At 71.2% G+C, this 19,152-nt stretch carries 17 protein-coding genes and 1 pseudogene; 13 read left to right on the forward strand and 5 right to left on the reverse strand.

All coding sequences use genetic code 11. The features are described from left to right. Position 1 precedes the first annotated feature (1 nt). The gene (locus MOJ79_RS15510) at positions 2-994 is read right to left on the reverse strand and encodes an ABC transporter substrate-binding protein (protein ID WP_241924969.1); all 993 of its coding nucleotides are present in this window, start codon (positions 992-994) and stop codon (positions 2-4) included. A gap of 46 nt (positions 995-1,040) precedes the next feature. Next, positions 1,041-1,856, reverse strand: coding sequence for an ABC transporter ATP-binding protein (locus tag MOJ79_RS15515; protein WP_241924970.1), 816 nt, complete (start codon positions 1,854-1,856; stop codon positions 1,041-1,043). A gap of 543 nt (positions 1,857-2,399) precedes the next feature. Here MOJ79_RS15515 and MOJ79_RS15520 point away from each other — a divergent pair. The 5 genes from MOJ79_RS15520 (at position 2,400) to MOJ79_RS15540 (ending at position 6,977) form a co-directional block, all read left to right on the forward strand. After that, a complete protein-coding gene (locus MOJ79_RS15520) occupies positions 2,400-3,365 on the forward strand; it encodes a VOC family protein (RefSeq protein ID WP_241924971.1) in 966 nt (321 codons plus the stop codon). 21 nt (positions 3,366-3,386) lie between these two features. Continuing rightward, positions 3,387-3,611 (forward strand): recombinase-like helix-turn-helix domain-containing protein, encoded by a 225-nt coding sequence (locus MOJ79_RS15525; protein WP_119292562.1) that lies wholly within the window; start codon positions 3,387-3,389, stop codon positions 3,609-3,611. A gap of 50 nt (positions 3,612-3,661) precedes the next feature. Beyond that, the gene (locus MOJ79_RS15530; RefSeq protein WP_241924972.1) at positions 3,662-4,693 is read left to right on the forward strand and encodes an aromatic ring-hydroxylating oxygenase subunit alpha; all 1,032 of its coding nucleotides are present in this window, start codon (positions 3,662-3,664) and stop codon (positions 4,691-4,693) included. Positions 4,694-4,701: 8 nt separating this feature from the next. Then, on the forward strand, positions 4,702-5,667 hold the full coding sequence (locus tag MOJ79_RS15535; RefSeq protein WP_241924973.1) for a PDR/VanB family oxidoreductase: 966 nt from the start codon (positions 4,702-4,704) through the stop codon (positions 5,665-5,667). A gap of 107 nt (positions 5,668-5,774) precedes the next feature. After that, positions 5,775-6,977: a Bcr/CflA family efflux MFS transporter gene (locus MOJ79_RS15540; RefSeq protein WP_241924974.1), complete on the forward strand. Its 1,203-nt coding sequence runs from the start codon at positions 5,775-5,777 to the stop codon at positions 6,975-6,977. 13 nt (positions 6,978-6,990) lie between these two features. Here MOJ79_RS15540 and rtcA read toward each other — a convergent pair whose 3' ends face one another. After that, entirely contained in the window at positions 6,991-8,031 is a 1,041-nt protein-coding gene (rtcA, locus tag MOJ79_RS15545; RefSeq protein ID WP_241924975.1) for an RNA 3'-terminal phosphate cyclase, read from the reverse strand. 52 nt (positions 8,032-8,083) lie between these two features. Beyond that, positions 8,084-9,424 carry a glutamine synthetase family protein gene (locus tag MOJ79_RS15550; RefSeq protein WP_241924976.1) on the reverse strand — a complete coding sequence of 447 codons (1,341 nt, stop codon included), beginning with the start codon at positions 9,422-9,424 and terminating at the stop codon, positions 8,084-8,086. A gap of 237 nt (positions 9,425-9,661) precedes the next feature. Between MOJ79_RS15550 and MOJ79_RS19175 the strand changes: the two are divergent. Then, a pseudogene (locus MOJ79_RS19175) lies at positions 9,662-10,020 on the forward strand (PIN domain-containing protein). On the opposite strand, the gene MOJ79_RS15560 reads toward MOJ79_RS19175, so the two are convergent. Further along, positions 9,924-10,580: a glutamine synthetase gene (locus tag MOJ79_RS15560; RefSeq protein WP_241924978.1), complete on the reverse strand. Its 657-nt coding sequence runs from the start codon at positions 10,578-10,580 to the stop codon at positions 9,924-9,926. The pseudogene MOJ79_RS19175 and the gene MOJ79_RS15560 overlap by 97 nt on opposite strands. Before the next feature lie 712 nt (positions 10,581-11,292). Here MOJ79_RS15560 and atzF point away from each other — a divergent pair. From atzF to MOJ79_RS15595, 7 genes are all read left to right on the forward strand, one after another. After that, on the forward strand, positions 11,293-13,110 hold the full coding sequence (gene atzF, locus MOJ79_RS15565) for an allophanate hydrolase (RefSeq protein ID WP_241924979.1): 1,818 nt from the start codon (positions 11,293-11,295) through the stop codon (positions 13,108-13,110). 21 nt (positions 13,111-13,131) lie between these two features. Next, on the forward strand, positions 13,132-14,742 hold the full coding sequence (locus MOJ79_RS15570; protein ID WP_241924980.1) for an ABC transporter substrate-binding protein: 1,611 nt from the start codon (positions 13,132-13,134) through the stop codon (positions 14,740-14,742). A 9-nt stretch (positions 14,743-14,751) separates the two neighbouring features. Beyond that, positions 14,752-14,958: a DUF4089 domain-containing protein gene (locus tag MOJ79_RS15575; protein ID WP_241924981.1), complete on the forward strand. Its 207-nt coding sequence runs from the start codon at positions 14,752-14,754 to the stop codon at positions 14,956-14,958. Next, complete coding sequence (locus MOJ79_RS15580) at positions 14,955-16,301, forward strand: AtzE family amidohydrolase (RefSeq protein WP_241924982.1); 1,347 nt, start codon at positions 14,955-14,957, stop codon at positions 16,299-16,301. Before MOJ79_RS15575 ends, MOJ79_RS15580 begins: the two co-directional genes overlap by 4 nt. 2 nt (positions 16,302-16,303) lie before the next feature. Beyond that, positions 16,304-16,690: an oxalurate catabolism protein HpxZ gene (gene hpxZ / locus MOJ79_RS15585; protein WP_241924983.1), complete on the forward strand. Its 387-nt coding sequence runs from the start codon at positions 16,304-16,306 to the stop codon at positions 16,688-16,690. A 45-nt stretch (positions 16,691-16,735) separates the two neighbouring features. Next, entirely contained in the window at positions 16,736-17,872 is a 1,137-nt protein-coding gene (locus tag MOJ79_RS15590; RefSeq protein ID WP_241924984.1) for a BMP family ABC transporter substrate-binding protein, read from the forward strand. A gap of 131 nt (positions 17,873-18,003) precedes the next feature. Then, positions 18,004-19,068: an ABC transporter permease gene (locus MOJ79_RS15595; protein WP_442863135.1), complete on the forward strand. Its 1,065-nt coding sequence runs from the start codon at positions 18,004-18,006 to the stop codon at positions 19,066-19,068. Positions 19,069-19,152 lie beyond the last annotated feature (84 nt).

Genomic DNA, 19,152 nt, shown 5'->3' on the forward strand with positions numbered 1-19,152 from the left:
TTCACTTGGCCGCCACGAACTGGTTGGTGTAGAGGTCCTTCAGCGGCACCTCCCTGGGCACGACGCCGTTGCCGACGTAGAACTTCTGCAGCTCGCCCAGGCGCGTCTCGTCCATCGTGCCGGGCACCTTCTGCGCCGCGTAGACGTACTTGTTGTACAGCTCGAAGGTCTTGAGCACGGTGTCCTCCTTGCCCTGGTGCACCGGCACGTGCTTGACGTAGACAGCGGTGGCGGCCTTCGGGTCGGCCATGATGTCTTTCATGCCCTTGAGCGTCGCGCGCACCAGCTTCTGGATCAGCTGCGGGTTCTTCTGGATCGTGTCGTCGGCGGCGAGGATGGCCTGCGCCATGCTCTTGAAGTAGATGTCGGCCGGCAGGATGTCGACCTGCGCGCCGGCCTCCATCGCGGCCACGGTCCAGTCGGGCACGGCGGCCATCGCGGCGGCCTTCTTCGCGGCGAACTGCTGCCACACGCCCGCCGGGCCGGCGGCCTGGATGTTGACGTCGTTCTTCGTCAGCCCGACCTTGCTGAGCATGCCCAGCAGCGCGTAGTAGGTGGTGTCGGTGTACGAGATCGTCGTCACCGTGCGGCCCTTCAGCTCGCGCGGGCTCTCGATGCGCTCGTCCTTGTGGCTGACCAGCGCCATCAGCGAGCCCTGCCCGAGCACGGCGACCGCCTTGACCGGGATGCCCTGCGCGCGCGCGATGATCGGCGTGTCGCCGATCGCGCCGCCGACGACGGCGTTGCCGGCGCCGATCTGCTTGGCGACATCGACGCCGCCGCGCCCGCTGACGAAGTTGACCTTCAGCCCTTCCTGCTCGTAGTAGCCCTTGGCCTGCGCCACCATCCACGGCCCGAAGGCGACGAGCGTGGCCGGCGCGGGCAGCAGGTAGGTCACCTCCTGCAGCTGCGCGTGGGCCGCCAGCGGTGCACCGAGTGCGGCGACGGCGGCGAGGGCGAGGCAGGCGCGGCGGGGGAGCATGGGCAAGGACATCGCGGTCTCCGTTCGAGGTCGAAGGGGTCGGTCGGGGTGGGTGGACTCAGTGCACTTCGGCGTTGGCGTCGAGCTTGAGCAGGTCCATCAGGTGCGCGACGTAGTCGGCCACCTCGTGGTGCTTGCGGCGCGCCATCGGGTTGTCGCGGCCGGGAATGTCGACGACGATCTCCTCGACGATCGTGCCCGGGCGCTCGCTCATCACGAGGATGCGGTCCGACAGCGCGACGCCCTCGGCGAGGTCGTGCGTGATGAACAGCACCGTCTTGCGCTGCGCGGCGACCGTCTGCGCGAGGTCCTGCTGCAGGACCATCTTGGTCTGCGCATCGAGCGCCGAGAACGGCTCGTCCATCAGCAGCACGAGCGGGTCGACGGCCAGCGTGCGCGCGAGCGCGGCGCGCTGGCGCATGCCGCCCGACAGCTGGTTCGGGTAGTGCTGCTCGAAGCCCTTGAGGTGGCACTGCGCGAGCAGGCGGTGCGCGACCTCGCGCCGCTGCGCGGCCTTGGTGCCGCGCAGCTCGAGCCCGAACTCGACGTTCTGCGCGATCGTGCGCCACGGCATCAGCAGGTCCTTCTGCAGCATGAAGGCCACGTGCTCGTTCGGCCCGGCGACGACTTCGCCGCCGACCTTGACGGTACCGGCCGACGGCTTCGACAGCCCGGCGCCCATGTTCAGCAGCGTGCTCTTGCCGCAGCCCGACGGGCCGATGATCGAGACGACCTCGCCTTCGGCGATCGAGAACGTCACGTCGCGCGCGGCAAGCACTTCGCCCGAATGGCCGCGCGGCGGGAAGCGCTTGTGGACGCCGATGAACTCGATCGCGGGCGGTCGCGCGTCGGCGCGGTCGGCGACAGGGACCATGCTCTGCTCCTGTGTTTCTTATAAGAAACTGCGATTCATTAGGAAATCAATCGTAGCCTCAGCCGACGGCCTCCAGGCGATAGCCGACCGATCGGCTCGACAATGCAATGACGCGCCGCTGCCGCTCGAGCGCCTGGACGACGGCGCTCGCCATGCGCATCGGGTCCCTGCAGCACGGTGCGGCAGGTGACTCAGAAATTCAGTCGGAATTGGCTTGACCCCTCGCTCGCAGCACCCCTACGATCCGCCAACGTTTCTAAAAAGAAACGTTGTTTCTTTTATAAAACGATCTGCCCGCGAGCATGTTTACCGTCGTCACCGCCGGCTCATCCCCCTGCCCACCGAAAGCGACCCCAGCGCAGGACAGGCCCCTGCTGGCGGCGCGCTGCGACCAGGCAGACGCGTTCGGCAGTCGGATCTCGGTCGGCCGCAAGCACCGCCGAACGCCGGGCCGCGATCTCGGCAGCGCCAAGCCGGCTGCCGCAGGCAGGCAATCTTCGAACCCGACGTTGCTTCTCGCGCACTGAGCGCCCGCGAGCCCCCATGCACATCCAGGGCATCGACGAAATCACGTTCGGCGCGTCCGACCTGGCCACCTGCCGCCGCTTCTTCACCGACTGGGGACTGACGCTGCTCGACGAGACGCAGCAGCAGCTCGTCTTCGAGACGCTCAACGGCTGCCGCGTGCGCGTCGCGCACGGCGACACGCCGGGGCTGCCGCCCGGCGTCGAGCCCGACCCGACGCTGCGCGAAGTCGTCTGGGCGGTGGGCAGTGCGGCCGAACTCGACGCGTGCCGCGAACGCCTGCGCGGCCAGCCCGGTTACGTCGACGACGGCCAGCGCGTCGGCTGCACCGACCCCAACGGGCTGGCAGTGCGCGTGCAGGTCACGCGCAAGCGCCCGGTCCAGCTCGAGTGTGCACGCACCAACACCTGGAGCGAGCGTCCGCGCGTGAACCGCCCGGCGCCGGCCTACGAACGCGCGCAGCCGGTCGAGGTCGGCCACGTCGTGTTCTTCGTGCTCGACCTCGCGGCCACCACCGCGTTCTACGAGCGGTGCCTGGGCTTCGTCGTCTCCGACCGCTACCCCGGGCGCGGGCACTTCATGCGCTGCGCCCCCGAGGGCGGCCACCACGACCTGTTCCTGCTCGTGCCGCCGATCCCGCGCAAGGGGCTCAACCACGTCGCCTTCACGGTGCGCGACCTGCACGAGGTCATCGGTGGCGGCATGCACATGTCGCGCTGCGGCTGGACGACGGAGCTCGGTCCCGGCCGCCACCCGATCTCGTCGGCGCTGTTCTGGTACTTCGAAAACCCTGCCGGCGCACTCGTCGAGTACTACACCGACGAAGACGAACTGACCGCCGACTGGACGCCGCGCGACTTCACCCCCGGCCCGACCGTGTTCGCCGAATGGGCGATCAAGGGCGGTATCGACGGCCACACGCGCCGCCAGGTGAACGCCGAGGCGCCCAGCGGGCGCTTCATGACCGACAAGCCCAAGGCCTGACGCCGTCGCAAGGAGAAACCCATGCGCCTCCCCGAGCTGTACAACGAAACGCACCAGAGCCGCAGCGCGCCGCCCACCGCCTACGAGAGCCTGCTCGGCGACAGCATCGAGCGCGCGTTCGCTGCCGGCATCCACGATCTCGAAGGTCTGGTCGCCTACCTGAACCAAACCGGCCCCGCGGGCCCGAACGGCCAGCCGTGGACAGCCGAGACCTACTGCCGCGAGATGGCCCGCCTGGGCGCCTGAGCCGCACCGAGGGCACGTCCACCTGCCACGCACGCGAAGGAAGCACCGCGATGAACACCGCCCCCGTCCACCTCCCGCAAGATCCGATCGACGCCGTGCTCGAAGTCGGCCTCAAGGACCTGTGGTACCCGGTCTGCCCGTCGGGCTTCGTCAAGGAAAGCCCGGTCTCGCTGCGGCGGCTGGGCTACAAGATCGTGCTGTGGCGCGACGCCGGCGGCAAGGTGCACGCCCTCGAGGACCACTGCCCGCATCGCGGCGCGCCGCTGTCGCTGGGTGTCATCCTCGGCGACCGCATCGCATGCCCGTACCACGGCGTCGAGGTGCGCTGCGACGGCACCGTGATGCGCGTGCCGGGCAGCCCGGGCTGCAAGCTCGAGGGCTCGCGGCCGACGCGGCGCTTCGTCACCGCCGAATCGAACGGTGCGATCTTCCTCTACAACGCGAGCCAGCCGGCGCTCGACGAGGCGCCGCCGCTGCGCCTGCCCGAGCAGCTGACCTCGCCCGAGTGGTCGTCGTTCCTGTGCTACACGGAATGGGGCTGCGACTACCGCTACGTGATCGACAACGTGATGGACCCGATGCACGGAGCCTATTTGCACAAGCAGTCGCACACGATGAGCGAAGGCGACATGACGGCCGAGTTCCAGATCCGCGACACCGACACCGGCTTCGTGTTCGAGAAGAAGCACCAGCGCGACGTCAATTTCGACTGGACCGAGTGGATCGACACCGGCATTCACCTGATGCGCCTCGAGATCCCGTATCCGAAGACCGGCGGCCCGGGCGGGAACTTCACGATCATCGGCAGCTACACGCCAATCACGAACCGAACCGCAGCCGTGTTCCACTGGCGCTGCCGCAAGGTCAGCGGCTGGCAGCGCGACACCTGGCGCTTCCTCTACAAGAACCGCCTCGAGGAGCGCCACTGGCGCGTGCTCGAGCAGGACCGCGTCGCCGTCGAGAACATGGAACCCGACGCCAACAAGCGCGAGCACCTGTACCAGCACGACATGGGCATCGTGCGGCTGCGCCGCCACCTGCGCCACCTGGCGACGCGCCAACTCGAGCGAGCCGGCCATTGAGCGCGACGATGGGCGCGTCCGACACACTGCAGGCCTGGGTCCACACGCTGCGCCACGAGGCCGACGACATCATCAGCATCGAGCTGCGGCCGGTCGGCGGCGGTGAGTTCCCGGCCTTCGAGGCCGGCGCGCACATCGATCTGCACCTGCCCAACGGCATGGTGCGCAGCTACTCGCTCGTCAACCCGAGCAGCGAGCGCCACCGCTACGTCGTTGGTGTGCTGCGCGACCGCAAGAGCCGCGGCGGCTCGCGCTGCGTGCACGAGCAGCTGCGCGTCGGCACACGCCTTGCCATCGGTGCGCCGCGCAACAACTTCCCGCTGCACGAGGACGCCTCGCACTCGGTGCTGCTGGCCGGCGGCATCGGCGTGACGCCGCTGCTGTGCATGGCACGACGGCTCAGGGACCTCGGGTGTCCGTTCGAGCTGATCTACTGCGCACGCTCACGCGCGAGCGCGGCGTTCGTGGCCGACATCGAGGCGCTGGACGTGCCCGTGACGTGGCACTTCGACGACGAACGCGGCGGCCCGCCCGACCTGCGCGCACTGCTCGCGCGCCGTGCTGCGAGCGACACCGAGCATTACTACGCCTGCGGTCCGGCGGTGATGCTCGACGCGTTCGAAAAGGTCTGCGCCGAGCTCGGCCACGCGAATGCGCATATCGAGCGTTTCGCCGCCGTCGAGGTCGCTGCGGCCGCGGATGCGCGCAGCACCTTCACCGTCGAGCTGCGCCGCAGCGGCCGCACGTTCGAAGTCACGCCGGACAAGACGCTGCACCAGTGTCTGATCGAGCTGAAGGCCGGCGTGCCGTTCAGCTGCGAGGAAGGCATCTGCGGCTCGTGCGAGACGCGCGTGCTCGAAGGCGAGCCCGACCACCGCGACTCCGTGCTGACCGCCGCCGAGCGCGCAGCCAACCGCTCGATGATGGTGTGCGTCTCGGGCTGCAGGTCCGAGCGACTCGTGCTCGACCTCTGAACCTGCGGATGCCGGCCCCGTCCCCCGGGCCGGCGGCGCACATCGGCTACCCTCGCGCCCTGGTGTGCGCCCCGTCGCACATGGCCGCGCCCCTTCATCTCTTGTCCTTGCCCGCCGACACCGCCCGCGGCCTGCTGGTCGCCAACCTGCTCGCGCAGCTCGCCTTCGGCCTGCTGGCGATGATGGTGTGCATCCCGTCGATGCAGCAGTGGGGCGCGACGTTCGGCGCGTCGCAGGCGGCGGTGCAGCTGACGTTCAGCGGCTTCGTCGTCGCGTTCGGTGGCATGCAGCTGCTGTACGGTCCGCTGTCGGACCGGCTCGGACGCAAGCGCGTGCTGCTCGCCGGGCTTGCGCTGGCCGCCGCCGGATCGGTGGCAGCGGCGCTGGCCGACAACGTGCTCGCGCTCGCGGCCGCGCGCGTGGTGCAGGGTGCCGGTGCCGGTGCCGGCATGGTCATCGGCCGCGCGCTGGTGCAGGACCACTTCCACGGCGCCGAGCGCACGCGCGTGATGGCTTACGTCGGCATGGTGATGGGGCTGTGCCCGCCAGCCGCGACGATCGTCGGCGGCCAGATCCACGTGCGCTGGGGCTGGCAGGCCAACTTCGTACTGATTGCATGGCTCGCGGCGCTGCTGTGGCTGGCCGCCTGGCGCGGGCTGCCCGACTCGCGCCCCGCCGCCGCGCCGTCGCACTGGCTGCGCGCGATGGCCGGGGCCTACGTGCGCCTCGCGCGCGAGCCGGCGTTCGTGCTGTACGTGCTCGTGCTGGCCAGCACGACGGCCACGTTCTACGCGTTCCTCGGCGGCGCGCCGATCGTGCTCGGCGGCTACGGCATCGGCCCCGACGGCATCGGCTTCTACGTGATGGCGATCCCGCTGTCGTACATCGCCGGCAACTACCTGACCTCGCGCATCGCGCACCGCGCCGGCGAGCGCACGGTGATGCGGCTGGGCCAGGCGCTGACGATCGGCGGCTTGCTGCTCGTGCTCGTGCTCGCGCTGGCCGGGCTCAGGACGCCGCTGGCGCTCGCGCTGCCGCTGGTGCTGGTGGGCGTCGGCCACGGCCTGCTGATGCCGCCGTCGCTGGCGGGCACGGTGGGCGTCGTGCCGGCACTGGCCGGCTCGGCCGCCGCGGTGGCCGGGCTTGCGCAGCAGCTGGTGGGCGCGCTCGGCGGCTACGTCGTCGGGCTGGTGCCGCACGACGGCGCGGCGAACCTGGGCGCGGTGATGCTCGCGTTCGCCGCCTGCGGGCTCGTCGCGCAGTGGCTGCTGCACCGCCGCCCCGCGGCCGGCGCGGCGAGCGCGCGCTGACGCCGCGCGCCGGTCAGCGCCGCACGTGCGGCTGCACGTCGACGCGCACACTCTCGCCTTGCGGCGTGATCGCGAAGCGTGCCGTCGTCAGCGTCTCGATCAGCCACATCGCGGTGCGCGCATGCTCGCTCAGCACCGACGCGCGGAACACCGACGGCGCACCGGCGAGCGCGAGGAAGACGAGCATCTGGTCGGCCGCGTGCACGTCCAGCGTCGCGCCCGCTTCGAGGTCGCGGCGCAGCGACAGCGCCGCCTGCCGGCCGAGCTGTTCGGCGGGCACGCCGCGCTGCGCGACCTGCGCCGCGCCGAGCACGGTGGGCCCGGCCGCCGCGCTGAGCACGATCGCACCGCCGGGCCCCAACGCGAGCAGCGGGTCGCCGGCTTCGACGTGCGCGTCGAACGGCCACGTCCGCCCGACCGCGCTGCGCGCCGCGGCGGCCATGCGCCGCGCGATGTCCAGCGGCAGGCGGCTGACGTGCGCGCGCGCGTCGATCGCGGTCACGGGCCCGCGCTCGTCGACGACGAACGGCGCGAGCAGCCCGGTCGCCGGCAGCGACAGGCGCACCTCGCCGCCGCCGCGCGGCACGTAGCCGCGGCGCTCGACCTGCAGCTCGGCGTGCACGCCCATGCGCGCGAGCAGCGGCAGCAGCACGTGGTGCAGGTAATCGACCGGCGGCGCCATCGGCACGTCGGTGCCGCCGCGCAGCACGACCTCGACGGCCTCGCCGCTGGCCAGCGCGGCCGGCAGCATCGCCTGCAGCACGAGCGCAACGCTGCCGGCGGTGCCGACGTCGACGACGAAGCTGCCGCCGTGCAGCGCGCCGGGCCGAAACGCGAGCACCGACGAGCCGGGGTGCACGCCGTCGCAGCGCGCATCGCACAGCGCGGCCACCGCGCGCACCGCTGCCACGTGCTGCGCCGCCAGCCCCGGGCGGCGCCGCCGCGCGCGGATGTCGTGCACGCGCACCGCGGTGCCGGTGACCGCGGCCAGCGCGACCGCGGTGCGCACGAGCTGGCCGCCGCCTTCGCCGTGCGCGCCGTCGATGTCGAGCATCGCCGTCACGCGCACCGCGCCCGGCTGCGCGCGCGCGCCGGCGGCAGCCGCCTCACACGTTGAGCAGCAGGTAGCGTCGCTCCCATGGGCTGATGACGTCGAAGTACTCGCGGTACTCGGCTTCCTTGATCGCCGCGTAGGTCTCGACGAAGTGCGCGCCAAACAGCTCGGCCAGCGGCTGGCAGCGCAGCAGCAGCTCGACGGCGTCGTCGAGGTGGCGCGGCAGCTGGCGCGGCTGCTCGTAGGCGCTGCCGGCCAGCGGCTCGCTGGGCTGGAGCTTTTGCTCGATGCCGAGCCAGCCGCAGGCCAGCGTCGCCGCGGTGACGAGGTACGGGTTGGTGTCGACGCCGGCCAGCCGGTTCTCGACGCGCCGCGCCTCGGGCCCCGAGCGCGGCACGCGCAGCCCGCAGGTGCGGTTGTCGTAGCCCCAGCCGAGGTTGATCGGCGCGGCGGTGTAGCGCGACAGCCGCCGGTACGAGTTGACGTACGGCGCGAAGAACGCGGTGGCTGCCGGCAGGTAGGTCTGCAGCCCGCCGATGAAGTGGAAGAACTCGGGCGAGGGCTCGCCGTCGGGGCGGCTGAAGATGTTGGCGCCGGTGGCCGCGTCGACCACGCTCTGGTGCAGGTGCATCGCGCTGCCGGGCTGGCCCTGCATCGGCTTGGCCATGAAGGTGGCGTACATCTGGTGGCGGATCGCCACCTCGCGCACCGTGCGCTTGAACAGGAACACCTGATCGGCCAGGGACAGCGGGTCGCCGTGGTCGAGGTTGATCTCCATCTGCGCCGTGCCCATCTCGTGGATCAGCGTATCGAGCTGGATGCCCTCGGCCTCGCACCAGTCGTACAGCACGTCGAAGATCTCGCCGTACTCGCTGACCGAGTCGATCGAGAAGCTCTGCATGCCCGCCTCGGTGCGCTGCGTGCGCCCCATCGGCGGCTTCAGCGGAATGTCCTCGTCGGGCTCGATCTGCACGAGGTAGAACTCCATCTCGGGCGCGACGACGGCCTTCCAGCCACGGTCGGCGTACAGCTGCAGCACGCGGCGCAGCACGTTGCGCGGCGACAGCTCGACCGGCGTGCCGTCGAAGTGCAGGCAGTCGTGGATGATCTGCGCGGTGGGCTCCTTGGCCCACGGCACCGGGCGCAGCGTGGCCGCGTCGGGCACCAGCCGCATGTCGGGGTCCGAGACGGCGGTGTAGTCCTTCTCCGGGTAGTCGCCGGTGACCGTCATCGTCAGCACCGCCTCGGGCAGGCGCAGGCCGGCGGCGGGGTCGTAGCGGTGACGCGGCACGATCTTGCCGCGCGCCTGCCCCGACATGTCGGGCGTCAGGCATTCGATCTCGGTGATGCGGTGCTCGTCGAGCCAGCGTTGGACGGCATCGGGGTCGGTCATGGGGGATGTTCTGGCAGTGCCGATGGGGCGCGATTGTGCGCCGCAGCCCGCATGCATGGCGGGGCGCCAGCCCTGCATGGCATCCCGCCTGCCACACGCCACCGCGCCCGACGGTCCGCGCCACACCTCGCCGTGTCGCGCAGGTGGTATCGTTCTTGACGCCATTTGGTCGTGGTGATCGTCGTCGACACGAACGCGTTCGTCAGCGCCTGCCTGGGACGCGGCGCCTCGGCGGCGGTGATTGCCGGCTGCCTGCGCCAGCGCTTCGTGCCGTTGATGGGTGCCGCACTGCTGGCGGAATACGAGGACGTCCTGTCGCGCGGGCGGCTGTTCGCCACCAGTCGTCTCGACGCCACCGAGCGCGAGGAACTGCTGGACATCTTCCTCGCACATTGCCGTTGGACGCGGATCTACTTCGGCTGGCGCCCCACCTGCGCGACGAGGGCGACAACCACCTGATCGAACTCGCGGTGGCCGGGGGAGCCGACTGCGTCGTCAGTCAGAACCTGCGCGACCTCAAGCGGCACGCGTTGAAGTTCCCCGGCTTGCACGCCGTGACGCCATCTGCCTTGCTGAAGATCGAGGAGCACGAATGAGCGCCCTGACCATCCGTCTGCTCGACGACAAGTACGAACGCCTGAAGGCACTGGCCAAGCGCCGAGGCACCAGTGTGAACCGGTTGATCGACGAAATGGCCACGTTGCTGCTGGCGGAGTTCGACGCCGAAGCCCGTTTCGCGCTGCGCGCCGATCGTGGGCAGGGCAAGAGCGCGCTCGGGCTCGAGTTGCTGGCCAAGGCGCAACGGCGCTGACGATCGCTGCGGGCCAGGCGAGCCGCTGGATGCCGCCCGGCCGGCCTCGCCTCGCCACCACCACCCGCTGCACCTTGCCGCCGCGCCTGTGTCGATCTCGATCTGCGCCGTGCCCATCTCGTGGATCAGCGTGTCGAGCGCGATGCCCTCGGCCTCGCACCAGTCGTACAGCACGTCGAAGATCTCGCCGTGCCCGCTGACCGAGTCGATCGAGAAGCTCTGCATGCCCGCCTCGGTGCGCTGCGTGCGCCCCATCGGGGGCTTGAGCGGGATGTCCTCGTCGGGCTCGATCTTTACTATGGGGGTGCCGTTCTCGGCGCGGTCGTGCAGCGGCTCGGCGTGCATCGTGCCTCCGGGCTCGGGCTCGCGCCGCCAATCCCTGAGCTCGGCACCGCCCCCTGCGCTCGGCGGCCCTTTACACCTGCACCGGCCATCCCCACACCATGACGCCACGCCACCGCGCGCTGCGCTCGACGGCCTGCTTCCTGCCGGGGTCGCGCCGCGCTGCGGCGCGCTGTGGATCGAACTCGGTGCGGCGCTGAGGCCGGTGTCGGCGTGGGTGCCGACGCCGAAGGCGACCGCACCGGCCGAAGCGGGGGGGCCGTGGCTGCTCGCGGGTGGCGCATCGGCTCATCGAGGGTGAGAACGTGTCGGCGCACCTCGGCGTGGGCGAGCGCAAGTGCAAGTGGGGTCGCGCGAAGCGGGCGCCGTCGTGGCGATCTGCGGGCGCTTCGCCAGCGTGCCGATCCGCCAACGCGTTGCCGCCGCGGTCCGGTCCGTTTCCTGCACCTCTTACGCCCCATCTGCCTGCCGTCTTCCGCCCGTTGACCGCCCATTCGTCGCGACCGAAGCCAGCGAGATGCCCGCGCTGCTGCGCGAGCCGCCGAAGGCGGCCTTGATGGCCGCCAGCCGGCGCTGATCGGATCCGTCGCGCCGCGCCCAGAGATCGGCCGACGGTGCGCCGGTCGCGCGTCCCCGCAGTGCGTTGTCGGCAACGGACGCGGATTGGCACGGAAGCTGCAAGCATGCCAGTTGGTATACCAAAGCGTGCACCAAGATGCGGCCCAACGAATCGGAACTGCTGACGATCGAGGACTGGCGTCGCGCCTACCTCGACGGCGCGACGGCGGGCGACCTGGTGCCGGCACGCGCGCGCCGCATCTTCGAGCACAGCCCCCCGGCGTCATGGATCCTGCAGGTCGACGCCCAGGCGCTCGCACGACGCTGCGCCGAACTCGACGCCCTCGCGCGCGCCCGCGTGGACCGCGCCGCACTGCTGGCTGCCATGCCGCTGTTCGGCGTGCCGTTCGTGGTCAAGGACAACATCGACGTCGCAGGCCTCGCGACGACCGCCGCCTGCCCGGCCTTCCGCTACGAGCCCGCGCAAAGCGCCACGGTGGTGCGCAAGCTGCTCGCCGCTGGTGCGGTGCTGCTCGGCAAGACCAACCTCGACCAGTTCGCAACCGGTCTCGTGGGCACCCGTTCGCCGTACGGCGCACCGGCGAGCGTGTTCGCGGCCGACCGCATCAGCGGCGGCTCGAGCTCGGGCTCGGCGGTGCTCGTCGGCCGCGGCGACGTCCCGTTCTCGCTCGGCACCGACACCGCCGGATCCGGGCGGGTGCCTGCCGCATTCAACAACGTCGTCGGCCTGAAACCCACGCCAGGACGCGTCGGCACCGCCGGCGTCGTGCCGGCGTGCCGCAGCCTCGACTGCGTCTCGGTCTTCGCCCTCACCGTCGAAGACGCGGCGACCGTGCTCGCCGTCATCGAAGGCCCCGACGAGGCGGACGACTACAGCGCCTTTGCCCCCGGACGCATCGACTGGCCGCAGCCGCTGCGCGTGGGCATCCCGCGCCACCCCGACGTCGACGCCGCGCTCGGCTACGACGCCGGCTGGCGCGCCGCCTGCGAGACCCTGGCAACGCTCGGCGCGGCGGTGACGGCGATCGACTTCGCGCCCCTGCACGAGGTCGCGCAGCTGCTCTACGAAGGGCCGTGGGTGGCCGAGCGGCTGGCCGTCGTCGAGGCCCTGCTCGGCCAGCACCCCGACGCGGTCGAGCCGACCGTGGCCAGGGTGATCGGGCGTGCGCGCGACATCCGTGCGGTCGATGCCTTCCGTGCCCAGTACGCGCTGCGCCACGCGCAGCTCGCAGTGCGCAGCATCTGGCGCGAGGTCGACGTGCTGATGGTGCCCACGGCACCGCGCCATCCGAGCTTCGACGACGTGGCGGCCGACCCCGTGGGCGCCAACGCGCGGCTGGGCGTGTACACCAATTTCGTCAACCTGCTCGGCTGGAGTGCGCTCGCGCTGCCCGCGGGCTTCACGCCGAACGGCCTGCCGTTCGGCGTCACCTTCATCGCCCCCGGGGGTGCCGACGCCGCCCTCGCCCGCTGGGGCCGGCGCTGGCAGCAGGCCTGTGCCCTGCCGCTGGGCGCGACCGGCCAGCGGCGCGCGAGCGCCGAACCCCTGACCTGGCCGGCCGCGGAGCCGACGCTGCCGCTGGCCGTCGTCGGCGCGCACCTCAGCGGGCAACCCCTGAACGGGCAGCTCACCGAACGCGGCGCCGTGTGGCGCGAGACGACGACCACCGCCGCGCGCTACCGCCTGCACGCGCTGCCCGGCACACGTCCCCCGAAGCCGGGCCTGCAGCGCGTCGCCGACGCCGGCCATGCGATCGAGGTCGAGGTCTGGGACATGCCGCTGGCGCAGATCGGCTCGTTCCTCGCCCTCGTGCCGCCGCCGCTGGCACTCGGCTCGATCGAGCTGGCCGACGGCCGCCACGTGCACGGCTTTCTCTGCGAAGCGCATGCCCTCGACGGCGCGCGTGACATCAGCCGCTTCGGCGGCTGGCGCGCCTACCTCGCCTCCCTCTGACCGCCCCCAGGAGCTCACGCCATGGATCGCCGCGACTTCCTCGCCCGCACCGCCGCCACCTCGGCCGCACTCGGCGGCCTGCCGCTTGCCGTGCATGCCCAAGCCCGGCCCAAGGACGTGCTGATCGTGGCCAACGAGTTCGGGCCGAACTCGCTGGACATCCACACCGTCGGGGCCAACCGCCCGGCCTATGGCGTGAGCTGGCTGGTCTACGACCGGCTGATGACCTTCGGCAAGAAGAGGCTGCCCGACGGGCGCGTGACCTACGACGCCACCAAGCTCGAGCCCGAGCTCGCCGAGAGCTGGCAGATGGCACCCGACGGCATGAGCGTGACGTTCAGGCTGCGCAGGAACGCGACCTTCCACGACGGCACCCCGGTGACGGCCAAGGACGTCAAGTGGAGCTTCGACCGCGCGGTCAGCGTCGGCGGCTTCCCGACCTTCCAGATGGCCGCGGGCTCGCTGGAGAAGCCGGAACAGTTCGAAGTCGTCGACGACCACACGTTCCGCGTCAAGTTCATCCGCAAGGACAAGCTGACGATGAACAACCTCGCGGTCGTCGTGCCCTGCGTCTTCAACAGCGAGCTGGTGAAGAAGAACGCCACCGCGCAGGATCCGTGGGGCCTCAACTGGACGCGCAACAACACCGCCGGCGGCGGCGCCTACAAGGTCGAGTCGTTCCGGCCCGGGCAGGAGATCGTCTACGTCCGCAACGACGACTGGAAGTGCGGCCCGATGCCCAAGCTGCGCCGCGTCGTGCAGCGCGAGGTGCCCAACGCCGGCAACCGCCGCGCGCTGCTGCTGCGCGGCGACATCGACATGACCTACGACATGCCGCCCAAGGACTTCGCCGAGATGGCCACAGACGGCGGCCCGGTCAAGGTGTCGACGATGCCGATCGAGAACGCGATGTTCTACGTCGGCATGAACACGACCCGGCCACCGTTCGACAACGTCAAGGTGCGCCAGGCGGTGGCGTGGGCGCTCCCCTACGACAAGATCCACGAGGCCGCGCTGTACGGCCGCGGCACCAAGCTGTACGGCGGCCCGCCTGGGCCCATCAAGAGCACGGCGTGGCCGCAGCCCACGTGGTACCGCACCGACCTCGACAAGGCCAGGGCGCTGATGGCCGAGGCCGGGGTCCCGAATGGATTCGAGACGACGCTCAGCATCGACCTCGGTGGCGCGACGGTGGGCGAGCCCGCCGCCGTCCTGATCCAGGAGGCGCTCGCGCAGATCGGCATCAAGGCACGGATCAACAAGATCCCGGGTGCCACCTGGCGCGCGGCGCTGCTGAAGAAGGACATGCCGATGATCCTCAACCGCTTCGGCGGGTGGCTCGACTTCCCCGAGTACTTCTTCTACTGGTGCTACCACGGCCAGAACGCCGTGTTCAACACGATGAGCTACCAGAACCCGAAGCTCGACCGCATCATCACCAACGCGCGCTTCGCCGAGAACAAGGCGATCTACGACAGCTCGGTGCGCGAGATGATCCAGATCGCCTACGACGAGGTGCCCCGCATCCCGCTGTTCCAGCCCAGCCAGGACGTCGCGATGCGCAGCGACGTGATGGGCTTCACCTACTGGTTCCACCTGCAGCCCGACTATCGGCAGCTGTACAAGGCCTGAGCCGGGGGCATGGCGATGGACTTCGACGCCTACGTCGATGCGCAGTGTGCGCTGCTCGGTCTCGTGCTGACGCCCGAGCAGCGGCCGGGGGTCGTGCGCTACCTGCAGCTGGTCGCCGGCCTCGCGCCGCGCGTGATGGACTTCCCGCTCGCGCCGGCCGACGAGAGCGGCAACGTGTTCGTCCCGGTCGCGCCGGCAGTGCAGGCACAGGCATGAACGCGGTCGACCACGTGCGCGCGGCGCTGGCTCGCATCGAAGCCACCGACGGGCGCGTCCATGCGTTCAGCGCCGTACTCGCCGAGCGTGCGCTCGCCCGCGCCGCCGCGGTGGACGCCAGCGACGCCGCACTGCCGCTGCGCGGCGTGCCCTTCGCGGTGAAGAACCTCTTCGACCTCGAGGGGCTCACGACACTGGCCGGCTCGAAGATCGAGCGCGACGCGCCGCCCGCGCGGCGCGACGCCACGCTCGTGCGGCGGCTCGAAGCGGCGGGCGCCGTGTGCGTGGGCGCACTGCACATGGACGAGTACGCCTACGGATTCACGACCGAGAACTCGCACTACGGGCCGACGCGCAACCCGCATGACCTCGCCCGCATCAGCGGCGGATCGTCAGGCGGCAGCGCCGCTGCAGTGGCTGCCGGCCAGGTGCCGCTCGCGCTGGGATCGGACACCAACGGCTCGATCCGCGTGCCGGCCTCGCTGTGCGGCGTGTTCGGGCTCAAGCCCACCTTCGGGCGTCTGCCGCGCACCGGCAGCTACCCCTTCGTCGCGAGCCTCGATCATCTCGGGCCCTTCGCGCGCAGCACGGCCGAGCTGGCAGCCGCCTACGATGCGATGCAGGGCCACGACCCCGGCGACCCGGCGCAGGCACCGCGCCCCGTCGAGGCCACGGCGCCGCTGCTCGCGCGCGGTGCCGAGGGCTTGCGCATCGGCGTGCTCGGTGGATGGTTCCGCACGATGGCGCAGGCGCCGGCGCTGGCCGCGGTCGAGCGCGCCGCGGTGGCGCTGGGCACGGCGCGCGAAGTGCAGTGGCCCGAGGTCGACCGCGCGCGTGCCGCCGCGTTCCTGATCACCAATGCGGAGGGCGCCGCGCTGCACCTGGACGACCTGCGGCGACGCGCCGACGACTTCGACCCGCTGACGCGCGACCGCTTCCTCGCCGGCGCGCTGCTGCCCGCGGCGTGGGTGCAGCAGGCGCAGCGGCTGCGCCACTGGTTCGCGCGCCAGGTGGCGGCCAGCTTCGAGACCGTCGACGTCGTGCTCGCCCCGGCCACGCCCTGCACCGCGCCGGTCATCGGCACCGAGTGGCTCGAGATCGCCGGCCAGCGCCTGCCCGCCCGCGCCAGCATGGGGCTGCTGACGCAGCCCGTCTCGTGCATCGGCCTGCCGGTGGTGGTCGTGCCGCTGTGGGGCCTCGACGCCGCCGCGCCCCACCTGCCGATCGGCGTGCAGGTGATCGCCGCGCCGTGGCGCGAGGACCTCGCGCTGCGCGTCGCGCACGCGCTCGAGGCCGCGGGCGTCGCCTCGGCGCCGGTGGCGCAGGTCGCTGAGGAAGCCTGACGATGGAGATCAACCTGCCCGACGTGCACGCCGAGGTGTGCGCCGTCTTCGCGCGCTACGAGGATGCCCTGGTGCACAACCGCATCGACGTGCTCGACGAACTGTTCTGGGCCAGCGGGCACACGGTGCGCTACGGCATCGCCGAGAACCTCGTCGGCATCGAGGCCATCCGCGCGTTCCGCGCCGCGCGGCCGAGCACCGGGCTTGCCCGGCGCTTGCAAAACACCGTCATCACGACCTTTGGCCGCGACGTGGCCACCGCGATGACCGAGTTCCGCCGCGAAGGCAGCACCAAGCTGGGTCGGCAGAGCCAGACCTGGGTGCGCTTTCCCGAAGGCTGGCGCGTCGTGGCGGCGCACGTCAGCCTGATCGACCCCCCGACGGGCTGAGCCCGTCGTGCCTTTCGTGACCCCGCCCGTTTCAGGAGCCCCATGATGAACCATATCGCCAAGACCCCGCTCGACGGCACGACCCGCCGCCGGCTGCTCGCCGCCGGCGGCCTCGCCGGTGCCTCCCTCGCGCTGCCCGGCGCGCTTCGCAGCGCCTTTGCGCAGGCACCGATCACGGTCGGCGTGGTCTACGTCGGCCCGCGCGACGACTTCGGCTACAACCAGGCGCACGCCGAAGCCGCGGCCGAGATGAAGAAGATCCCCGGCGTCAAGGTCGTCGAGGAGGAGAACGTCCCCGAGACGCAGGCCGTGCAGAAGAGCATGCAGGGCCTGATCTCGCAGGATGGCGCAACGCTGCTGTTCCCGACCTCGTTCGGCTACTTCGACCCGCACGTGCTGGCGGTGGCCGCGCGCAACCCCAACGTGCGCTTCGCCCACTGCGGCGGCCTGTGGACGCAGGGCAAGCACCCCGCCAACACCGGCAGCTTCTTCGGCTACATCGACGAGGCCCAGTACCTCAACGGGGTGGTCGCAGGCCACATGAGCAAGAGCAAGAAGCTCGGCTTCGTCGCCGCCAAGCCGATCCCGCAGGTGCTGCGCAACATCAATGCGTTCACGCTGGGCGCGCGCTCCGTCGACCCGAAGATCACCACCACCGTGATCTTCACCGGCGACTGGTCGCTGCCGGTCAAGGAAGCCGAGGCGACGAACAGCCTCGCCGACCAGGGCGTGGACGTGTTCACGATGCACGTCGACGGCCCCAAGGTCGTCGTCGAGACCGCGGCGCGGCGCGGCCGCATGGTGTGCGGCTACCACGCGAGCCAGGCCAAGCTGGCGCCCAACGCCTACCTCACCGGCGCCGAGTGGAACTGGCTCACCGCGTACAGGCAGTTCCTCGACGCCGCGCGCACCGGCAAGCCGCACCCCAACTTCGTGCGTGGCGGCCTGAAGGACGGCTTCGTCAAGTCCTCGCCCTACGGCGCGATGGTCAGCGAAGGCGCACGCAGGAACGCCGAGGACGTGCGCGCCAAGATGATGGCCGGCACATTCGACATCTTCGCCGGCGAGCTCAAGGACAACACCGGCAAGGTCGTGATCGCCAAGGGCACGACGCTCAAGCAGACCGACGTGACGCTCGAGGCGATGAACTACCTCGTCGAAGGCGTGATCGGGAAGGTCTGACCGCCAGCGACGCGCTCGCGCGCCATTGACGCACCGGTCGTCGCCAGCGGAAGCGGCCGCGCCGCGTCCGCGGCGGCCTCGGGGCCGGGCGCCGATTGACACGATCCCACGAGCTGCTGCCCATCATGAAGCTGCGAGACACCGCCGAAGCCGTGGCCCTGCCCGTGCTCGCGCTGGCCGGCGGGCTGGCGCTGTTCGGGCTGTTCGTCTGGGTCGACGGGCACGACCCGGTGCAGGTGTGGACGCTGCTGTTTCGCGGCGCCTTCGGCGACGCGTTCTCGCTGCAGAACACGCTGCAGCGCGCCGCGCCGCTGATGCTCACCGCGCTGTGCGTCGCGCTGCCCGCGCGCGCCGGCCTCATCGTCATCGGCGGCGAAGGGGCACTGGTGCTCGGCGGCCTCGCGGGCGCGGCGCTGCCCTACGTGGTCGCGCTGCCCTCGGGTGCGGCGGGCACCACCGTGGTGCTCACCGCCGCGGCGCTCGCTGGTGCGGCGTGGATCGCGCTCGCGGGCTGGCTTCGGCAGTGGCGCGGCGTCAACGAGACGATTTCGAGCCTGCTGCTCGGCTACATCGCGATCGCCCTGTTCAAACACACCGTCGAAGGGCCGCTGCGTGACCCGGCGAGCCTGAACAAGCCTTCGACGCTGCCGCTCGACCAGAGCGTGCTGATCGGCACGATCGGTGCGTTCGACGTGCACTGGGGCCTCGTGTTCGGCGTCGCCGCGTGCCTGCTCGCGGCCGTGTGGCTGGGCGCGACGACGCACGGATTTGCCACGCGCGTGGTCGGCGGCAACCCGCGCGCGGCGCAGCTCGTCGGGCTGCCGGTCACCCGGCTCGTCGTCGTCGCCTGCGCACTCGGCGGCGCCGCGGCGGGCCTGGCCGGCGGCATCGAGGTCGCCGCGGTCCACTCGGCGGCCAACGCGGCGCTGATCGCGGGCCTGGGCTACACCGGCATCCTGGTCAGCTTCGTCGCGCGCCACCATCCGCTGGCCATCATCCCGGTGGCGATCCTGTTCGGCGGCTTCCTCGCCGCCGGCAGCCTGCTGCAGCGACGCACCGGGCTGCCCGACGCGTCGGTGCAGGTGCTGATGGGGTTCTGCTTCGTCGTCATCCTGGCCAGCGAGGCGTGGCGCGGACGACTGCGCGAGCTGTTCGTCTGGCGCAAGGCGCCGCTGACCGCCGGGGCTGCGGCATGAGACACCCTGTGTCAACCCCCCGCTGTTTTGAGCAACATTTGAAGTCCGCCGTGTGCGCTGGGGTCGTAGGGTTTGCGGTCGATC

The sequence above is a fragment of the Calidifontimicrobium sp. SYSU G02091 genome (genome assembly GCF_022631395.1).
Classification (GTDB): Bacteria; Pseudomonadota; Gammaproteobacteria; order Burkholderiales; family Burkholderiaceae_C; genus Calidifontimicrobium; species Calidifontimicrobium sediminis.

Bases quoted from the DNA above. Each gene is read 5' to 3' on its own strand.
- MOJ79_RS15570 (WP_241924980.1), top strand. From the start codon at position 13,132: ATGGATCGCCGCGACTTCCTCGCCCGCACCGCCGCCACCTCGGCCGCA.
- MOJ79_RS15525 (WP_119292562.1), top strand. From the start codon at position 3,387: ATGCGCCTCCCCGAGCTGTACAACGAAACGCACCAGAGCCGCAGCGCG.
- MOJ79_RS15535 (WP_241924973.1), top strand. From the start codon at position 4,702: ATGGGCGCGTCCGACACACTGCAGGCCTGGGTCCACACGCTGCGCCAC.
- atzF (WP_241924979.1), top strand. From the start codon at position 11,293: ATGCGGCCCAACGAATCGGAACTGCTGACGATCGAGGACTGGCGTCGC.
- MOJ79_RS15515 (WP_241924970.1), bottom strand. From the start codon at position 1,856: ATGGTCCCTGTCGCCGACCGCGCCGACGCGCGACCGCCCGCGATCGAG.
- hpxZ (WP_241924983.1), top strand. From the start codon at position 16,304: ATGGAGATCAACCTGCCCGACGTGCACGCCGAGGTGTGCGCCGTCTTC.
- MOJ79_RS15560 (WP_241924978.1), bottom strand. From the start codon at position 10,580: ATGCACGCCGAGCCGCTGCACGACCGCGCCGAGAACGGCACCCCCATA.
- MOJ79_RS15550 (WP_241924976.1), bottom strand. From the start codon at position 9,424: ATGACCGACCCCGATGCCGTCCAACGCTGGCTCGACGAGCACCGCATC.
- MOJ79_RS15590 (WP_241924984.1), top strand. From the start codon at position 16,736: ATGAACCATATCGCCAAGACCCCGCTCGACGGCACGACCCGCCGCCGG.
- MOJ79_RS15580 (WP_241924982.1), top strand. From the start codon at position 14,955: ATGAACGCGGTCGACCACGTGCGCGCGGCGCTGGCTCGCATCGAAGCC.
- rtcA (WP_241924975.1), bottom strand. From the start codon at position 8,031: ATGCTCGACATCGACGGCGCGCACGGCGAAGGCGGCGGCCAGCTCGTG.
- MOJ79_RS15510 (WP_241924969.1), bottom strand. From the start codon at position 994: ATGTCCTTGCCCATGCTCCCCCGCCGCGCCTGCCTCGCCCTCGCCGCC.
- MOJ79_RS15520 (WP_241924971.1), top strand. From the start codon at position 2,400: ATGCACATCCAGGGCATCGACGAAATCACGTTCGGCGCGTCCGACCTG.
- MOJ79_RS15530 (WP_241924972.1), top strand. From the start codon at position 3,662: ATGAACACCGCCCCCGTCCACCTCCCGCAAGATCCGATCGACGCCGTG.
- MOJ79_RS15575 (WP_241924981.1), top strand. From the start codon at position 14,752: ATGGCGATGGACTTCGACGCCTACGTCGATGCGCAGTGTGCGCTGCTC.